Origin of the sequence: Microcoleus sp. CAWBG58, from assembly GCF_020883045.1 — a bacterium.
Lineage (GTDB): Bacteria > Cyanobacteriota > Cyanobacteriia > Cyanobacteriales > Microcoleaceae > Microcoleus.
The window spans coordinates 1-16345 of the sequence record NZ_JAHRFA010000121.1 but is presented as its reverse complement, the minus strand read 5'-3'; the positions used below and the strand labels follow the sequence as shown (position 1 = coordinate 16345).

Sequence of the window (16345 nt, the reverse complement as noted above, 5' to 3'; positions counted from 1 at the left end):
CAGAAAGAGTAAGATGGGTGTAGCTCATGGGGGTGTCCTTTTGTTGTGGTAAACATTAGACTATCCCTGTGAGTCCCCCTTGGTCAAACTCCTGGGTGTTGCACTTCAGATTTGAACTGGCGAAGTATTTTTGGTTGAACAAAGCAGTCCTGAGCGCATGGGTGGCTGTACACCGAGTTTTTTCTGCGAAACACTTTGTTGCAGCTAACAGCTTAGATCGCAAAACGGTAACGATGAAAGTCCCTGTCTATCCTCGACTCAACAATAACTTTTCCTTATTCCCTATTCCTGACCTCCGTTAAATTAGTCAAATCTCTTCCCTTAGACTTCTTCCTTGTTTCTTCCTACAGGTAGAGTGCAGCCCAGCTCATTGTTACCTATGATGAATTTAAGTAAAAAACGTCAAATTAGATACAAATAAGGAGAAACGAATGAGCATTAACGATAGAGCAAAGGCAACTGGCAAAAACATCGAAGGCGCTGCTCAAGAAGCCATCGGCAATGTTACTGGCGACCCCAAGGATAAAGCTGAAGGCAAAATGAAGCAAAAACAAGCTGAAGCTAGCCACACAGTCGAAGATGTCAAAGATGAGATCAAAAAGAAAATAGACTGAGCCTAATACTAATTAATAGGGTCGAAAAACCTGACCCTCTTAATTCTTCAAATTGTTTTCAGAACGGAGGAAAAAAGGTGAGTTTATTGCAGCAGAGTCGCAAAATGATTGCGGGTTTACTCTTGGTTCTAATGCTGGCTGTTACTACTGCCTGCGCCCCCAGCGTTTCCGCCCAAAAACCGACTAACGTACCTGTAGCAATTGGTGGCAGTCAGGGCTATTACGCGCAGCTAGAACGCGGGAATACCGTCGCAGGTCAAGATTTTGGTCAATGGGTAACAAAGACGGCTAAGGGTCTGGTTCAGGATGCTTACGTGCGCGACAATAACAAATTGGGAGTTGTAATCACCCCGCAAGTCCGCCCTACTGAAGTAAAAGATTTGGCGAAATCTTTAGCCCAAGGTTTTCACCGCAATTTCCCAAATCATGATTTAAGTGTTTTGGTTTATGCTCCTGACAAAAAACTGATTTTGACGGCAAAGTATGACCAGCAATTAAATCAGATTGAATACAAGTCTTGACCTGGTTGAAAAGCGGAATTTATAGCAGCGCGACGCTTTAATCTTCGGCAGTTTTTTGAAGGCGAAGCAATCTCAATTTGAGACTGAACTGTTGTTTAGTTGGGGAAATAATTACCATGAGTAGCAGCGATAATTACAAGCGACAAATCATGAGCGATTTGGCTCAGGGCGATCGCGAAATGATGCCTGAGACAACGGGTGAAGAGTACGAAAATTTTGACGATTTTGCTCAGAGAACTTCCCCGGATCAGCGCAAACAATTATTCGGGCGTTCTTTGAATCACGACTCTCTCCCGCCGGCACAGTTGGAACCGGAATTGCAAAAGGCGATCGCCCAAATCAAGCCAAACGAACGGGACGACGTGGCACGGGAGTTCTTCAAGCAGTTGGACAAGAGAGGATTGAGCGATCGCCAGTTGGAAAAGCAGCTAGGACTTTCTACTCACCACGCTAGCCGCATGACTGCTGATGATGTTAGCAAGCTAGCCTCGTTTACCTATCACAATCACCCGGATATTTTCCGAGAAGTGTTGGCACAACAGCCTAGTTTGATGAAGTTTTTGGGGAATCCAGTGGTTGCGGGTATTTTGGGAATAGTTGCTGCTAAATGGCTCAGCAATCGTAAATAATTTAGGTAGGACTGAAGTCCTCACTACGAACCTTTTTGATGCGGTTGTTCCACAATAATTTAAGAAGGACTGAAGTCCTCACTACGAACCTTTTTGAGTGTTTGTAGTGAGGACTTCAGTCCTCTCTCATTTGAGGAGGACTGAAGTCCTCACTACAAACCTTTTTGATTGTGTTTGTAGTGAGGACTTTAGTCCTTAAATTGAGGAAGGACTGAAGTCCTCACTACAAACCTTTTCGATCGCCAATTACTAATTATTGCTCGTATCTAAAAATAACTGCACAGCACTAAACTGCGGTACACCTGACACTCCGCAAAATTAAATGTAGGATTAAGTGTTGCTGTAAACCAGGAAAAAAGATGAACATATCCACTATTTGGCGAAAATTCCGCAGCCAGCAAGCCTTCTGCTTGGCTGCACTGCTTGCGGGTTGCCTTGTATTTATCGGTTGTTCCCCCGCCCAGTCAGCGGCTGGCAATTCAGTCGATCCCAAGTTGAAAGAGCAAGTCTTGCAGGTGATCCGGGAAAATCCGCAAGCAATTTTAGATTCGGTACAAGCGTACCAGCAAGAACAGCAGCAGTCTCTCAAAGCGGCGCAGGAGTCATTTTTTCAGGAGATGAAAACAAATCCCAAATCGGCGATCGGGGATTCTCCTAGCACGGGTTCGGCTTCCCAGCAGATTGTACTTTTAGAATTCTCTGACTTTCAATGTCCGTTTTGCGCGCGCGCTCACGATACCGTCAAGCAGTTTATGGCAAAACACCAGGACAAAGTTACTTTAGCCTACAAGCATTTTCCATTGCCTTCACATCCTCAAGCGTTGCCAGCAGCTAAAGCAGCTTGGGCGGCTCAACAACAGGGTAAGTTTTGGGAATATTACAGCGCTTTGTTTGAAGGGCAGAAAAAGTTAGGTGAGGAATTGTACGGATCGATCGCCCAAAAGCTCAATCTAAAATTAGATAAATTCAACACCGATCGCAACAGCCCCGCCGCCGAGGCCGCCATTCAGAAAGACGTGCAACTCGCTCAAAAACTGGGCATTGGAGGTACTCCATTCTTTGTCATGAACGGCCAAACTTTCTCAGGTGCGCTGGAGCTTTCTGAGATGGAAAAGATTCTCGCCAGTGTCTCCAAATAACAAGGTAAAAGATACGAAAAACTTAGTTTTTCTGTCTTTTTCACTTTTTCGTTGCAATTTCAATTTGGAGTCGTTAAAGATGCATTCCCAGACTAAAGTCTGGGAACAATCAAAATTTAACTGATTAGCGGAATTCCCCATCCGTCTACACGGTGGGGATGGATAGCGTGGCTGTTGGCATTCCCCGATCCAACAGCCAATTAGCTTTGCCTTCCACCTAGAATATTTATTTACTGATTTAAGTTTTTCGTAGTAAGATAGAGACATGAAACACGCATTCAAGGTACGAATTTACCCTAACGATGAGCAGCAAGTAGCGCTATCAAAAGCATTCGGCTGTGCCCGTTGGTTTTGGAATAATTCGTTAGCCATGACCAATCAACTTTATAAAGAAACTGGTAAAGGGCTATCCCAGCAAGGGAGAAACGACCGTATACCTGCTCTCAAAAAAGAGTTTGGATGGTTGGCTGAACCTTATAGCCAAGTGTTGCAATCGGTGTCGCTAAACTTGTCTAGAGCGTTTATCAATTTCTTTGAGCGACGGGATAAGGAATGAAAATTTAATAACACAAGCTATAAACAAATGAGTGATTGCAAAGGATGTAACATTTCATTTTGTGGTCAAAACTCATCCTTATTCGATGTTCACCTTCTTTGTTTCCCTAATAATTGGTTAGTTAATCTCCTTCATTTTGTTCAGGTAAATCTATGTATTACTCGTCTGAAATTACTGCTCAGATGCGGAAAATTTATCAATGTCTATCTGAAAAAGATCGACGAAGATATGCAGCAATAGAAGCCCAAAAACTTGGTTATGGTGGAATTAGTTACATATCCCGAATTTTGGCGGCAGACAGAAATACAATAGCCAAAGGCATTAAGGAATTAAATAGTGAATCAGAGACTACTTTTGAGCGACACAGAATTCGTCAAAAAGGAGGAGGAAGAAAAACTAGCGAGTCTCTGATACCTGGCTTGAATGAAAGTTTTTTAGAAGTGTTAAAACATTATACGGCAGGCAGCCCAATGGATGAGAAAATTAAATGGACTAATCTCACTCAAGAAGAAATAGTTGAAGATCTGAAAGTTCATGGCATAACAGTCAGCGTAACGGTTGTCAAAAAGTTATTTAAAAAGCACGGATATGTGAAACGTCAAGATCAAAAAAAACAAACAACAGGAATAACAAAGAATCGTAACGAACAATTTGAGAATCTTGCCAGAATCACTGAATAGTATGAGTTATAGGGAAATTCTATCATTAGCATGGATACCAAAGAAAAGGAATTTATTGGAAACTTATATCGTTCAGGAACTCTGTATACTACCGAAACAGTTACCACACTTGACCATGACTTTTTTAGTTTGGCTGAGGGTAAAATAGTACCTCATGGAATTTATGATGTGCAACATAATCGAGGATATTTAAGCTTAGGTATCAGTAAAGATACGAGTGAATTTGCTTGTGAATCGATTAAATCATGGTGGATCAATTACGGGATCTATCTCTACCCTCAAGCAAATTCAATTTTGATTAAATGCGATGGAGGTGGCAGTAACAATTCTAATTATTATATCTTTAAATCGGATTTGCAAAAATTAGTCAATGAACTAAATATAGGAATCAGAATAGCACATTTTTCTCCCTATACATTGGAGTATAATCCAATTGAGCATCGCTTATTTCCTCATGTAACGAGAGCTTGTCAAGGAGTGATTTTTACTTCTGTTGAGTTGGTCAAAGAGCTCATGAAAAAAACCACACAAAAACCGGACTTTCTGTGCTGGTAAATGTGCTTGATAAAATTTATAAAACTGGTAGAAAAGTAGCAGATGGATTTAAGAGTACAATGAAAATTATTTTTGATGAATATTTGCCAAAATGGAATTACCGTGCTGTTCCGACAAATGAGTAGATAATGAAGTTATTAAATTTTCATTCCTTAGTAATTTAGAATTCAATATGCTTCAGTTAGCGGTTGTCGCTAGTAGGGGAGCATCTCTGTTTTGCATTTATTTATTATTATAGTGCTGTCCTCGCTCGCGTATTGTATGATACGCGAGCGAGGACAGCGCTCAAAGAAAAAATACTTTTTACAAAAATGAGATGCTTCCATCGCTAGCGAGGAAAGAAGCAATCGAGCGTATCTGTTTTTCAGTCTTGTTTTGCCGATGGGACTATCCGATCAGAACTGTATTGATTTAGAATTACTGTATTATGTGAAAAATAGGAATTTAAGATATGACGGATAGAAGTGCTTTGCTCGCCAGAATTACTCAAACACCTGGTAAATGTGGTGGCCGCCCCTGTATTCGCGGCATGAGAATTCGTGTTAGCGATATTTTGGAAACTCTGGCAGACAATGTAACCCCTAGCGAGATTCTAGCTGACTTTCCGGATTTGGAACCCGAAGACATTCAAGCCTGTCTGCTTTTTGCCTCTCTCAGCATTGATTTCCCCAGGATAGCGGTATGATTTTTTGGTTGAATGCTCAATTGCCTCCGAGTTTGGCGAAATGGTTAACCGAAACATTCGGTGTTAATGCTGTTACATTGCAAGAGCTTGGGTTGCGGGATGCTCAGGATATTGAGATATTTAATGCAGCTCGTGCCAACGGGTCGGGCACAGTTATCATAACTAAGGATAGGGATTTTGTTGATTTAGTAATTAGCCTTGGCAACCCGCCTCAAATTCTTTGGCTAACCTGTGGCAACATTACAAATAAAGATTTGCAGCGCATTTTTACTCGTGCTTTTCCTGACGCAATTGAGCTATTAAAGAATGGCGAAAATATTGTGGAAATTGGCAGGATTAAATAAATTACTTTCTACTTGTCAAATTATCAATCTCGCTCATCACAAACTTATCTAAAAATATGTTTTTAGTCATTAGTTAATAGTAAAAAAACTAATAACTAATGACTAATGACTAATTAATCTAAAAATCCCATTAAAGTTGAGCTGTCGTCAATCTCGTTGGAAGCAATTGGCCGGTTGCCTCCCATGGTGGAGTAAACTTCATCAATGTGCAGAGTGCTGATGGCAATAGGGCGCGCACCGGACATACTGAACATTTCGCTGACTTGCATGGCGCTGGAACCGATCGGGCGTCTGCCGAGTGTAGCCACCACTTCAAAGTCGCTGGCTTCGATCGGGCGATTGCCTACAATGCCGTAGGTTTCGCTGATGTGCAGGGTGCTAGCACCGATCGGGCGATTCCCCGAGATCGAGACTGTCTCGCTGATGGTAAAATCGTTTGGGCCGACGGGGCGGTTGTCATGTAGGAGTTGCGGCTGATAAAGTTGAATGCCCGCTGATTTGGCTTCGCTGGCGGGTGGTAGGGCTTTGGTAGTGCCTTTGCCGCCGCGGGGGCTCGCTTTGACTTTGTCTTTGGGTGTGAGAGCCATAATTTTTTTTCCTTGCTGATTACTGGGTTCGGACAACTGCTTTTCTGGGCTTTCTGCTTTCTATTTGAACCGATAATTAAAATAATATTATAAAGTTTAACTATTTTCTTAACGAAATTGCAGAATGTCTGCATTTTTGTTAAAATTTATCGGTAATAGCGACATTTTCCTATGGTAACTGCGGCAGCATCTTTTCAATTGCAAGCGCCCTTCGATCCCACGGGCGACCAACCGCTAGCGATCGCCCAACTCGTCAAAGGCATCCAAGCGGGCGATCGATTTCAAACCTTACTCGGTGCCACAGGTACGGGCAAAACCTTCACCATTGCCTCGGCGATCGAAAAAATCGGCAGACCCACCTTAGTATTAGCACACAACAAAACCCTGGCCGCTCAACTGTGCAACGAACTCCGCAATTTTTTCCCCAACAATGCAGTCGAATACTTTGTCAGTTATTACGACTACTACCAACCTGAAGCATACATCGCCGTTAGCGATACTTTTATTGAAAAAACCGCAGCAATTAACGATGAGATCGATATGCTGCGACACTCCGCCACGCGATCGCTCTTTGAACGCCGCGACGTAATTGTCGTAGCATCAATTAGCTGCATTTACGGTTTGGGAATGCCCGCAGAATACCTGAAAGCTGCGATTCCTTTGCAAGTAGGAATGGAAGTCAACCAGCGGCAAATATTGCGAGATTTAGTCAACGTTCAATACAGCCGCAATGACCTAGAGTTAGGCAGAGGCAAATTTCGCGTCAAAGGCGATGTTGTAGAAATCGGCCCCGCCTACGAAGATCGAATTATTCGGGTCGAATTCTTTGGCGACCAAATCGATGCCATTCGCTACGTTGACCCCGTAACTGGTAAAATTATCCAAAGTACCACGGCTTTAAATATTTATCCGGCGCGCCACTTTGTGACTGCTGATGATAAATTAGAGGCTGCTTGCCAAGGCATAGAACTCGAATTAGAAGACCGATTGGTAGAATTTGAAAAAGAAGGGAAACTATTAGAAGCGCAGCGGCTACAACAGCGCACCCGCTACGATTTGGAAATGCTGCGCGAAGTGGGATACTGTAACGGAGTTGAGAATTATTCGCGGCATTTAGCAGGCCGAAATGCCGGAGAACCACCAGAATGTTTGATTGATTATTTTCCGAAAGATTGGATGTTGGTAGTAGATGAATCCCACGTTACTGTGCCGCAAATTCGGGGAATGTACAACGGCGACCAAGCACGGAAAAAAGTATTGATAGAACACGGTTTTCGCTTGCCGAGCGCCGCTGACAACCGCCCTTTGAAAGCAGAGGAATTCTGGGCAAAAGAGAATCAGTGCATCTTTGTTTCTGCGACTCCTGGGACTTGGGAAATGGAAATCTCCGAAGGCAGAGTTGCCGAGCAAGTAATTCGCCCTACGGGAGTGGTCGATCCGACAATTTTTGTGCGCCCGACGGAAGGACAAATTGACGATTTGTTGGGGGAAATTAAGGAGAGAGTCACTCGGGACGAGCGAGTTTTGGTGACGACTTTGACGAAGCGGATGGCGGAGGATTTAACGGAATATTTGCAAGAAAGGGCGATTAGAGTCAGGTATTTACACTCGGAAATTCAGTCGATTCAACGCATCGAAATTATCCAAGATTTGCAGGATGGCAAGTTTGATGTGTTGATTGGAGTTAACTTGCTGCGGGAAGGTTTGGATTTGCCGGAAGTGTCGCTGGTGGTGATTTTGGATGCGGATAAGGAGGGGTTTTTGCGATCGGAACGTTCTTTGATTCAAACGATTGGGCGGGCGGCGCGCCACGTGCAGGGACAGGCTATTTTGTATGCTGATAATTTGACTGATAGCATGGTTAAGGCGATCGACGAAACCGATCGCCGCCGGGGAATCCAGCTAGCGTACAATAAGATGCACGGGATTACGCCACAGCCGATCGCCAAAAAGCGATCGACTAATGCGATTCTGGCGTTTCTGGATGTGTCGCGCAAGCTCAACTCCCAGCAGTTGGAGGAGGTTTACGAACAGGTGGATGAGCTATCTTTAGACGAGATTCCTCAGTTAATCGGGCGGCTGGAAGCGCAGATGAAAGATGCGGCGAAGAAGTTGGAGTTTGAAGTGGCGGGTAAATTGCGCGATCGCATTAAGCATTTGCGGGATAAGCTGTTAGGTCATTAAAAGCAAGTATAGAGCAGGCTGTCTGGCCTGCTCCACAAGAATTAGGACAGATTTTTGTTAAGGAAGAATGGGAGGATATGATGTTCGATCGGATTACCTTCGATCCAAAAATTATGGGAGGAAGAGCTTGCATTAGAGGAATGCGAATCACTGTTTCTTTGGTAGTGAGTTTAGTAGCAAATGGGATGAGTGTAGCGGAAATTTTGGTGGCTTATCCTTATTTGGAAGCTGAGGATGTTAAAGCTAGTCTCCAGTATGCGGCATTTTTGACGAACGAGCAAATTCGTCCATTTACCGGGAATGCAGCATGAAATTTTTGGCGGACATGGGTGTGTCTCCTGTAACTGTGCAAGCACTGCGCGAGCAGGGATATGATGCTGTACACTTAAACGAGCAAGGATTGGAGCGTTTACCCGATTCTGATATCGTGGAAAAAGCACGCCAAGAGCAACGAATTGTTTTAACTTTTGACCTTGATTTTGGTGAACTTTTGGCTATTAGTTCTGAATCTCTTCCAAGTGTGATTATTTTTAGACTGCAAAATACTCTTCCAGTGTTTGTTAGTTCTAGATTGCTGGCTGTTTTGTCAGAGTGCGGTGAAGATTTGGAAACAGGTGCAATTGTGACAGTGGAAGATAATCGTTATCGAGTACGACGACTTCCTATTTAAAGTTCGATCCGATTTCAACAATAACGCAACCTACCCCAGGTACATAGCGCACGGCTTTACCAACTGTCATGGGGTCTACATCTCCCCAATCATAGGGTGGAATTTCACCTTCTAGGTAAAGTTCGCGCCAAGTTGAGTTTTCCAACTCTTCCTCCGAAATATCGGGGAAAAGTACGAGCACTTCTCCAATACCGACAGGAAAACCATTGAGTTTGCTCAAGCCATCGATTACGGTAGCTAGAAGTGATAAGTCTATCTGGTGCAGATTTTCGGCTTTTTCGATCAGTTGGTAGATGGTTTCAGGATTGACTGTTTCGGGGATGACTTCTACCAAGCTGTCAGGGGTGAAACCTCGACTATTGAGGTATTCAGCTAGTTGCAAACGAATTGTACTCATAGGTTTTGTGAGTAAAAATTTTTAGGATCAAGTGCGATCGCCCTTTACCATTGTCCTATTTTTTGGATGGGAAGGGCGATCGGGCTTTTGATGAATTTACCTACATCCCTGTTTAATATTCCTCGTCAAAAGAGTCTTCAATCGAAAGACAATCTGGCGAACAGGGATTTGCTAGTTGTCGCAGTTCAAGGTTCCGATCTTCCAATGAATCTACCTTGTACTGTAGTTCAAGCTTTTCATCTTCCGAGTCATCTAACTTTTGTTGGAGTTCTAGATTTTCATTACATTTTTGTTGATTCTCAATTTGAAGCAATTCGATAGTTTTGTCCTTTGCTTCTATTTCTTCAAGCAGAATGCGGATCAAGTTTGCTTGAGTAGAGTGTGCTATTTTAAGTTGCTCAGTGAGCTGTCTATTTTCAGAAATTAGGATGTTAGCCATTAGCTTCTTTGACTAAGTGTTGGGTGGATTGATATTCGCCATTGCAACAAGTAGATTAGATACAGCTAAGCCAGCCAGTAAGCTGACTGGCTGCTGTATAGGCTATTTTGTTCTTAGTTAATTTCCGGCTTGGGAGAGTGCTGAGCAATCCACCCGCGAATCTCGTCATTAGCCATACCTTTGAAGTATGGTCTGTCTTTTATACCTTGACGTTTGGCTAGGTTCAAGGCGATCGCAACAAGGCCAGACTTTGGCTGTGTCTGCATTTGACCGTCTTGATGGAGCTGATATACCAGATAAGCTAGCTCCAAACCACGAGGGTGCTTAGACAGTTGGTCTAGTAACAACAGCGGATTTTGTGTTATCATTTCCTTAAGTGTGTAAAAAACAACAAGATTTTTAGAGTGGGCTGTGAATACGAACTCAGCCACTCTAAGATTCGACATTACGAAAAATAGAAAAAATTAGAGCGTCCTCAGACCGGCCAGTTTGAGGGCGTTTTGTTTTCTATTTTAAAAATATAGCACCTCTGAGCTGAGTTGACAACATTACGTGCAGAAGTAGGCAGCAAAATTAAGTGCATGACCGCAAATGTAATAACTTATCAATGAATACCTTGATAACAACTTAAAAAAATAACACATAAATATATACCAGGGCTTACGCATCAACTGCATATCATTTACGCATCAACTGCATATGCTATGATATGCAGTTGATGCACCTGTGCTTATGCACTTAAAACATATGTTGAGCGATAAAAATCACCAAAATGACGAGGAAGACTTGGATGAGTCGCTAATCAAAGAAATTAATGACTTAGTTCAACAACCTGTTCACCCCACAAATAAAAATTCTCAAAATGACTTACAACCCTTGCCAGTTGTACATTCAGACCTCGACGAGTACGGTTTAGATCCTTATGAATTCCGACTCTATGCCCATGTAGTTCGCAGGACTGGGGGAAAACTTAACGGTCAGTGTTTCGCTAAACTGAAGAAAACAGCAGAAATCTGTTATATGAGCGTCAGAAAAGCCCAATATGCCCTAAAAACTCTTTGTGATGCGGGTTTAATACTGAAGGAACAGCGTAGGGGACGTACTGACGTATACAGACTAGCTCCCAAAAGTAATTGGAAACCAAAAGAAGAACTCAAGCAGATTCGACAGAAAGCCAAAGAGTCTAAAGTTGAGGACTCAGAAGAAGAGTAAAACACAAACAAGCTAAACCGTGGTACGGGCGGGGCACCCGTACATCATCTGCGGTTAAAATATTGATTAACCACAAAAAGTACGATCGCCCAAAACACCACCAAAACCAACTACTTGCTCAATACCACAGCATCGGTACTGCTAGCAAAAGCCGGACGAATAAACTCCTCCTTCTCGAACAGCGTGATGTAACCCTCATCTACAGCTAGCTGCATCACTTCCTTATTTCCAAAAGTGGAAATTTATGTAAGGTAAATCAGGACTTATGCACTCCGCCAAAGAAACCGGGTTTTTACGAGTCTTCGGGCCCGAAGCAAGTATTTTTCACAAAAACCCGGTTTCTCGGCCCCGATGCGTAAGTCCTGACCCTCTTTATTCTTGAGTCCGCGAAGGCGGACTTTGTATGTGTAGAAGCGGTTTCAACCGCCGATTCACATATCCTTACAACAATTTAACCAACAATGGCAGATGATCCGAACCAATATTTGAACCAATTTCACGATCGACAGTCCTAAGCGACTTACTGTGCAGACAATGGTCGATCGCAATCCTGAACAATGAAGGTAACTTAGCCGGCCAACTCGTTTGCAAGCCGAAACCCAATTGAGAATTAATTAAATTACTGTCAACCGCAAACTGACGAAATCGACCACTCCAAGGAGTAGAATTCAAATCGCCGATCGCAATTACCGCTCTTTTTTGTCCTTCCTGCTGATTCACGCTCCACTTAGCAATCTCATCAAATTCTATCTTTTGAAACTCGGAAGCACCCTTACTATTAGTACCGCGCGCCGTTGATGTACTCAAAATCGCGATTTCTTTGCCTTCCCGGCGGACAATAACTTCAATCATCGGCCGCGGCGAATAGGCAGGCATATACAAGATTTGAGATGCGACTATTTCAATGTTCGGCGCAGCAGATATTGGCACTAGCATCGCCACACCAAGCGAATTGTCTAAAGGCAATACTGTATGTAATTTATAATTGGTTAAGTCAGACTTTAACTTGTTTAGCCATGTGGGAGTCACTTCTTGCAAAAAAATCAGATCGGCCTTTTGGCTGCTGACATACTCGATCGCACGAGCATATTCGAGATTGTGGCGATCGAGGTTAGCATGGAAAATAGTTAAAGGAATAGAATTTGAGGAAACTGGCAAGTTGGGATGAAAAAAGAGCGGTAGAATCGCCACTAAATTTAGTGCGAACGGTACACCGAACAGAAAACTCCATTTTTGTCGGTAAATCCCACCTACAATTAGGGCGATCGCCAATATCAAGCTATATTGAAGGCGAGGATGATCCAGGACTTCAAAAATCCAGAATTTAGTTCCAAATAAACCTAAGATTATAGCTATTGCGACAAATAATGCTAATAAATTGAGTAACAGTATTGTGGTTCCGATCGCCAGATTTTCCATTTTCATTAAGTTATTGGTTATTTTGTCAGACATCGATCTAATTATGGATTCGAGATAATTTAATATCGATATTAGAGTATTTAACTATTAGGCAATGAGGTGAAAATATCAAAAAATCCTATTCGATCGCACTTACGGCTTTTTCAGCCGACGCTGCGAGCTATTTTTTGTAAAGAAACCTTAATTTTACAACCATTTTTACCTATTGCTGCTATGGTAATGCCAAGCCAGGGAACTACTAAAATAATAATTACCCTCGGATTTGATAAAGAATTTAGTCCGCTGTTCATATTACCCAAAAATTTTAGACTATGAAACCGCACTTATTAATCATGACTTTAGGGGCGATCGCACTTTTTGGCCAGCCCAGTTGCTCAACAAACACCAGTAACTCCACGGCGACAACGGTTCCGATAACAGCAGCTTCAACCTCAGCATCCCTCAAAATCGGTGGTTCAAGCAGCACAGTAGGTGTCATTCAGACGCTAGCTAGTAATTACGAATCCACCTCCCAAAACACCAAAATCACTCAGTTAGAGCCGGGACAATCTGAAACAGTGATTGCAGGAGTCAAACAACAACTTATTGATATTGGTGCTATTTCTAAAACATTAAAGCCCGAGGAAAATGATGGCACATTAGAGCTTCGTGAAGTCGCCCGCGATGCCCTTCTCGTTGCTACTCATCCCAGCGTCACAGAGGTGAAAAACCTGACCACTCAAGACCTCAAAGCCATTTACAGCGGCACCTTGAGCAACTGGAAGGAACTGGGAGGCCCCGATGCTAAGATTGTGGTACTCGATCGCCCAGAAGATGAATCAGCCAAGCGCCTCCTCCGCAAACACTATCTCGGAAAAGATTTGAAAAGTTCACCACAAGCAGTGGTATTACGAAAAGAAGGAGAATTAATCGAGGCGATTCAAAGCACTCCCTACAGCATCGGTACTTTTTCCCTGGCTTACGCCATTTCCCATAAACTACCCGTAAACCGTCTTAGTCTCAACAATGTTGAGCCTACAGCCGAAAATGTCAAAGCAGGCAAATATCAAATGGTACGCCCGATCGCAATTCTCTGGCATAAAAACGCTTCGGAGTCTACTCAAGGGCTGATTAAATACATTTTTAGCCCGTCAGGAACCACTGCTTTGGAGAAGTCTGGGTTTGTTGTTAGTAAATAGCATCAACTTGAACTGCGAACCTAGTGTCAGCTTAATGATGAGTTAACAATCTTCTCGATCCTTCTCTATCCAGCTTTGTTAAGAAGGGACTAGACGATCGACTCCCCCTTTTTAAGGAATATTTACTGGTATCGAGAGTGCGCGGTAAGCTAGATTTATTAAACAACTCGACGTTTAAATTGACACTACATCGTTTTAGCTACACTCAATCCTAGGTTGAAGTAGATATGTTACAGGGCTTCAGATATGTGCGACTCCCAATCTCAGTCAAGCTGTTGTCTCCTTTGTTGGTGGCATTTCTTAGCCTGTGGACGGTTGGAACCCTGGGTTTTGGTTATTTTGCCAGAAAGAACTTAGAACAAACGGCGCAAAAGGAGATAGAAGATAGGGCTACTTTACTCCAACAAGATCTGAAGCAAAAGCAAGAATTGCTCTACTTAAAAGCTCGTTGGGTGAGCGAGGAGAGGAATGTAATCACGGCCGTTGCTGCGGGCGATCGCCCTTTATTGCTCCGTATCATGTTACCAATACAGGCATCCTTAAAACTGGATTTGATCAGAATCGTAGACACAAATGGTGAACTCTTAGTATCTTCGCAGCAGGGAGCACTTACACAAGCAATATTAGAAGATACTGCCATCAATCGTGCCGCTCGTGCTGGACTAAATTTATCGGGCATTTTGCTGGCAGAAAAAGGCGCTGCACCCTCCCTGGTAGGATTGAACTCGATCAAATCCTCCACAAAAATTTTGGCTGGCTTGGTTGTGGGGAGTGCGATTGACGACGCACTACTTCAGCAAATGCGCGGTAACACATCAATGCACTTGGTTGCCTTCGGGGGCGATCGCATAACTGCTTCTACATTACAGCTTAATCGCGATCGCCCTTGGGAAGCTCCCCAGCCAGAGTCTGTGCCTGTACTGACAAAGATAGCAGGCAAAAACTACTTGATTAAAACGATCGGGCTACCAGGATTCGATCGGGCAACTCTCAAAATCGCCATACTCAAGTCTGTCACAGAAACCGAACAAGCAGAACAACGATTGTGGTTTGTGGTGGGTGGCTTTGGGCTGCTAGGAAGTTTCCTGGTGACGGGGGTAACAGTTTGGGGGTTTCGCATCACGCAATCTCTCAGCCGCCGGATTCAAAGCCTGACTCAAGCAACTCAGCAGTTAGCCCAAGGCGACTTAACCACTCGCATTCGGGTAAACAACGAAGATGAAGTAGGGATTCTGGCAGAATCATTTAACATCATGGCAGAAGAACTTACAAATCGCGATCGACAACTAAGCCAACAAATGCAGCAATTAGAAAGCACCCTGAAAGAATTGCATCGTACCCAGAGTCAGATGGTGCAGAGTGAAAAAATGTCAGCACTAGGACAAATGGTAGCAGGCGTAGCCCATGAAATCAACAATCCAGTTAGCTTTATTCACGGCAACATCACATACGTCAATCAATATACACAAGAACTGCTGCGATTGCTCAATTCATATCAACAGCACTATCCGAACCCTCCCCAATCGCTGCAAACAGAACTAGATGATGTGGATCTAAATTTTCTGAGTGAAGATCTCACCAAGGTACTGCATTCGATGCAAGTAGGCTCCGATCGCATTCGGGAAATTGTAATTTCGCTCCGCAATTTTGCTCGCCTGGATCAAGCAGAATTAAAGTTTGTCAATCTGCATGAAGGGATTGATAACACATTAATGATTTTGCAACACCGCATCAAAGCGACAGCACAACACCCAACCATTGAGATCGTAAAACAATATGGCGATTTGCCGCAGGTAGAATGCTATGCAGGACAACTCAACCAAGTATTTATGAACCTGTTAGTAAATGCGATTGACGCCTTGGAGGAGAGCAATCGAGGGCGCAGTTTCGATCGGATTGCCACCAACCCGAACACGATCTGCATTACTACCTCTCGCACGGAACCAAATCAAGTGCAGATAGTGTTTGCCGATAATGGTGCAGGTATTCCAGAGAATGTGCGATCGCGCCTATTTGACCCTTTCTTCACCACCAAGCCAGTGGGAAAGGGAACCGGGTTAGGCTTATCTATTAGCTATCAGATAATTGCTGAAAAGCATGGCGGAAAATTATGGTGCGATGCTGCACCAAACCAAGGCACAAAATTCATCATAGAGCTGCCAATATCTGGTCATCATTAAGTTAGACAACTAAAGATTTAGGGTATCCGCTCAATAATTCGGGGTAGCAGAGAAAAAAAGTAAGCAGAGTAAAAAAAGTGTGATAAAATAGGACACATGACGCCAAAGATTATTTCACAAGACAAGTCACCCTACAACATACTGCTGCTCTCCCATCGACCCCTCAGGTATTGCAGACGAATCCATGCGTCAGACAGTAGAGCTCTTACTGAACCTAATAGAGCAATTACAATTAAAAGTCAAAGACTTAGAATCAGAGAATCAACAGTTAAAAGATGAAAACAACCGATTGAAGGGAGAACAAGGAAAACCAGACATCAAAGCTTCTTCCAAAGGATTCAAAAGTCAGCACTCAT

Annotated in this window: 18 protein-coding genes and 1 pseudogene; 14 read left to right on the top strand and 5 right to left on the bottom strand. The window is 43.2% G+C overall.

Annotated features, from left to right (window positions below):
• The first annotated feature begins 431 nt into the window (after positions 1 to 431).
• The 8 genes and pseudogenes from QZ918_RS30895 to QZ918_RS30855 all read left to right on the top strand — a co-directional run bounded on the left by QZ918_RS30895 (position 432) and on the right by QZ918_RS30855 (position 5723).
• Positions 432 to 614 carry a CsbD family protein gene (locus QZ918_RS30895; RefSeq protein WP_293144317.1) on the top strand — a complete coding sequence of 61 codons (183 nt, stop codon included), beginning with the start codon at positions 432 to 434 and terminating at the stop codon, positions 612 to 614.
• A gap of 77 nt (positions 615 to 691) precedes the next feature.
• Positions 692 to 1135 (top strand): hypothetical protein, encoded by a 444-nt coding sequence (locus tag QZ918_RS30890; protein WP_293342379.1) that lies wholly within the window; start codon positions 692 to 694, stop codon positions 1133 to 1135.
• Between the two features lie 116 nt (positions 1136 to 1251).
• A complete protein-coding gene (locus tag QZ918_RS30885) occupies positions 1252 to 1764 on the top strand; it encodes a hypothetical protein (RefSeq protein WP_293342376.1) in 513 nt (170 codons plus the stop codon).
• Between the two features lie 359 nt (positions 1765 to 2123).
• Positions 2124 to 2903, top strand: coding sequence for a DsbA family protein (locus QZ918_RS30880; RefSeq protein ID WP_293144309.1), 780 nt, complete (start codon positions 2124 to 2126; stop codon positions 2901 to 2903).
• 265 nt (positions 2904 to 3168) lie between these two features.
• The gene (locus QZ918_RS30875; protein ID WP_293342373.1) at positions 3169 to 3459 is read left to right on the top strand and encodes a helix-turn-helix domain-containing protein; all 291 of its coding nucleotides are present in this window, start codon (positions 3169 to 3171) and stop codon (positions 3457 to 3459) included.
• 152 nt (positions 3460 to 3611) lie between these two features.
• Positions 3612 to 4819, top strand: a pseudogene (locus QZ918_RS33195) (ISAzo13 family transposase).
• A 326-nt stretch (positions 4820 to 5145) separates the two neighbouring features.
• Complete coding sequence (locus tag QZ918_RS30860; protein ID WP_293342370.1) at positions 5146 to 5379, top strand: DUF433 domain-containing protein; 234 nt, start codon at positions 5146 to 5148, stop codon at positions 5377 to 5379.
• Complete coding sequence (locus QZ918_RS30855) at positions 5376 to 5723, top strand: DUF5615 family PIN-like protein (protein ID WP_293342368.1); 348 nt, start codon at positions 5376 to 5378, stop codon at positions 5721 to 5723. Before QZ918_RS30860 ends, QZ918_RS30855 begins: the two co-directional genes overlap by 4 nt.
• A gap of 113 nt (positions 5724 to 5836) precedes the next feature.
• On the opposite strand, the gene QZ918_RS30850 is transcribed toward QZ918_RS30855, so the two are convergent.
• Positions 5837 to 6310 (bottom strand): hypothetical protein, encoded by a 474-nt coding sequence (locus QZ918_RS30850; protein WP_293342365.1) that lies wholly within the window; start codon positions 6308 to 6310, stop codon positions 5837 to 5839.
• Positions 6311 to 6481: 171 nt separating this feature from the next.
• Here QZ918_RS30850 and uvrB point away from each other — a divergent pair, with 171 nt between their 5' ends.
• The 3 genes from uvrB (at position 6482) to QZ918_RS30835 (ending at position 9164) form a co-directional block, all read left to right on the top strand.
• Complete coding sequence (uvrB, locus tag QZ918_RS30845; RefSeq protein ID WP_293342362.1) at positions 6482 to 8494, top strand: excinuclease ABC subunit UvrB; 2013 nt, start codon at positions 6482 to 6484, stop codon at positions 8492 to 8494.
• A 77-nt stretch (positions 8495 to 8571) separates the two neighbouring features.
• Positions 8572 to 8805: a DUF433 domain-containing protein gene (locus QZ918_RS30840; protein WP_524538423.1), complete on the top strand. Its 234-nt coding sequence runs from the start codon at positions 8572 to 8574 to the stop codon at positions 8803 to 8805.
• Positions 8802 to 9164, top strand: a complete 363-nt coding sequence (locus QZ918_RS30835) for a DUF5615 family PIN-like protein (RefSeq protein WP_293144297.1) — start codon at positions 8802 to 8804, stop codon at positions 9162 to 9164. The genes QZ918_RS30840 and QZ918_RS30835 overlap by 4 nt, the downstream gene beginning before the upstream one ends.
• On the opposite strand, the gene QZ918_RS30830 is transcribed toward QZ918_RS30835, so the two are convergent.
• The 3 genes from QZ918_RS30830 to QZ918_RS30820 all read right to left on the bottom strand — a co-directional run bounded on the left by QZ918_RS30830 (position 9157) and on the right by QZ918_RS30820 (position 10368).
• The gene (locus QZ918_RS30830; RefSeq protein WP_293144294.1) at positions 9157 to 9561 is read right to left on the bottom strand and encodes a hypothetical protein; all 405 of its coding nucleotides are present in this window, start codon (positions 9559 to 9561) and stop codon (positions 9157 to 9159) included. The two genes, QZ918_RS30835 and QZ918_RS30830, sit on opposite strands and share 8 nt — an antisense overlap.
• A gap of 112 nt (positions 9562 to 9673) precedes the next feature.
• A complete protein-coding gene (locus QZ918_RS30825; RefSeq protein WP_293342359.1) occupies positions 9674 to 10000 on the bottom strand; it encodes a hypothetical protein in 327 nt (108 codons plus the stop codon).
• A 113-nt stretch (positions 10001 to 10113) separates the two neighbouring features.
• Complete coding sequence (locus QZ918_RS30820; protein WP_293342357.1) at positions 10114 to 10368, bottom strand: hypothetical protein; 255 nt, start codon at positions 10366 to 10368, stop codon at positions 10114 to 10116.
• A gap of 364 nt (positions 10369 to 10732) precedes the next feature.
• Between QZ918_RS30820 and QZ918_RS30815 the strand changes: the two genes are divergently transcribed.
• Positions 10733 to 11212: a helix-turn-helix domain-containing protein gene (locus QZ918_RS30815; RefSeq protein WP_293342354.1), complete on the top strand. Its 480-nt coding sequence runs from the start codon at positions 10733 to 10735 to the stop codon at positions 11210 to 11212.
• Positions 11213 to 11653: 441 nt separating this feature from the next.
• On the opposite strand, the gene QZ918_RS30810 is transcribed toward QZ918_RS30815, so the two are convergent.
• Positions 11654 to 12664, bottom strand: a complete 1011-nt coding sequence (locus QZ918_RS30810) for an endonuclease/exonuclease/phosphatase family protein (protein ID WP_293342351.1) — start codon at positions 12662 to 12664, stop codon at positions 11654 to 11656.
• Between the two features lie 278 nt (positions 12665 to 12942).
• On the opposite strand from QZ918_RS30810, the gene QZ918_RS30805 reads away from it, so the two are divergent.
• Together QZ918_RS30805 and QZ918_RS30800 are read left to right on the top strand one after the other, a co-directional pair.
• Positions 12943 to 13809 carry a substrate-binding domain-containing protein gene (locus QZ918_RS30805; RefSeq protein ID WP_293342348.1) on the top strand — a complete coding sequence of 289 codons (867 nt, stop codon included), beginning with the start codon at positions 12943 to 12945 and terminating at the stop codon, positions 13807 to 13809.
• Between the two features lie 248 nt (positions 13810 to 14057).
• Entirely contained in the window at positions 14058 to 15989 is a 1932-nt protein-coding gene (locus QZ918_RS30800; protein ID WP_293342345.1) for a sensor histidine kinase, read from the top strand.
• The last annotated feature ends 356 nt before the right edge of the window (positions 15990 to 16345 follow it).